Source organism: Hymenobacter frigidus (assembly GCF_014640435.1).
GTDB lineage: Bacteria > Bacteroidota > Bacteroidia > Cytophagales > Hymenobacteraceae > Hymenobacter > Hymenobacter frigidus.
In genome coordinates this window covers 1-1,420 of the sequence record NZ_BMGY01000096.1, presented here as the reverse complement: position 1 = coordinate 1,420, position 1,420 = coordinate 1, and the positions used below count along the sequence as shown (strand labels likewise).

Annotated in this window: 1 protein-coding gene and 1 pseudogene; both read left to right on the top strand. The window is 56.5% G+C overall.

Annotation, left to right across the window (positions count from 1 at the left end; translation table 11 throughout):
• Positions 1–49 precede the first annotated feature (49 nt).
• Positions 50–814 (top strand): sodium:solute symporter family transporter, encoded by a 765-nt coding sequence (locus IEW17_RS20575; protein WP_188563941.1) that lies wholly within the window; start codon positions 50–52, stop codon positions 812–814.
• 120 nt (positions 815–934) lie between these two features.
• Positions 935–1,420, top strand: a pseudogene (locus IEW17_RS20570) (IS701 family transposase); the annotation flags it as partial.

The following is a 1,420-nucleotide window of genomic DNA, read 5'->3' as shown; positions in this document are numbered from 1 at the left end:
TTAGAATCTTACTCCACTCCTTTCCTTCATTGACCTAAATTAAGAGGTCGTGTCTGAACATAGGAAAGAGAACGTAGCGGGGTTTGGCAATGAAATGATGCAGGGGGGCGAAATCAACCCCGACCGCGCCTACCCGGTGCTGCTCAATATATTGCCCGTGGGGTTGAAAGGCTTGTCCTTCGCGGCGCTCACGGCGGCGGTGGTGGCCTCGCTGGCGGGCAAAGCGAATTCCATTGCCACCATCTTCACGCTGGACGTGTACCAGAAAGTATTCAACCGGGACGCCTCGGAGAAACAGCTGGTGAATGTGGGCAAAATTGCCGTGGTGGTGGCCATGGTGCTAGGCGTGCTGATTGCGCCGCACCTGGGCATCGACAAAAAGGGGGGCTTCGAGTTTATTCAAGAGTACACGGGCTTTGTGTCCCCAGGCATTTTTGCCATGTTCATTTTGGGCTTTTTCTGGAAGCGCACCACCTCTACAGCGGCCCTGTTCGCAACGGTGGGTGGCTTTGTGCTGTCGGTTCTACTCAAACTACTGCCTCAGTACGCTGACCTTTCCTTCTTGGCCTTTATCGGCTTTGCTAGCCGCAGTGCTGAGGGCATATATGAAATTCCATTCCTCGACCGCATGGGCATTGTATTTATGCTCTGTGTCCTAGTGATGGTGCTCATCAGCCTAGCCGAAACGAGTCGCGGCGTGAAAACCAACGGCTTGGAAGTAGACGCGAGCATGTTTAAGCCCCAGCGCAGCTTTGTCATCGGTTCAGCGGTTATTCTGGTGCTGCTCACCACACTCTATACTATCTACTGGTAATAGCGCAGAGCAGAGCCATAAAAGCACGCGCCAGCCGCGCGCCGATGCTCTTTTTCAATAGGCTTTATAAGTAACTGATGTTACGCAGTCGTTGGGTTAGTTTGTTCGTTTAGGGGCTTTATGATGACTTGCACGCTGGACCTGTACACGGATTATTTGCTGAGTTCGACGGGCCCGACGACGGCCACGGGCTTGTCGCGGCTGCTGGACGGGACGCTGAGCCACGACCACGTCACGCGCTGGCTGAGCCAGACCACCTACGGCCCGGCCGACATCTGGCGGCAGGCCAAGCCCCTGATTCGCCAAACCGAGGCCCGGCGGCCGGCCGGCGAGTTCGCCGTACTCATCGTGGACGATTCGGTGCTGGAGAAGGCGCACACCGCCGCCAATGAGCTGATTTGCACCCATTGGGACCACCGCCAGCAGCGCTACGTCAAGGGCCTCAACTTTGTCAGCCTGCTCTACCAGGCCGGCGAGCTGGCCTTGCCCATCGCGGTCGAGTTGGTGCGCAAAACGGTGCCTGTTTACCAGCCCAAAACCCAGAAAACCAGCTACCGGAGTCCGTTCACCAAGAACGAGTATTTGCAGCAAATGCTGCGCGTGGCC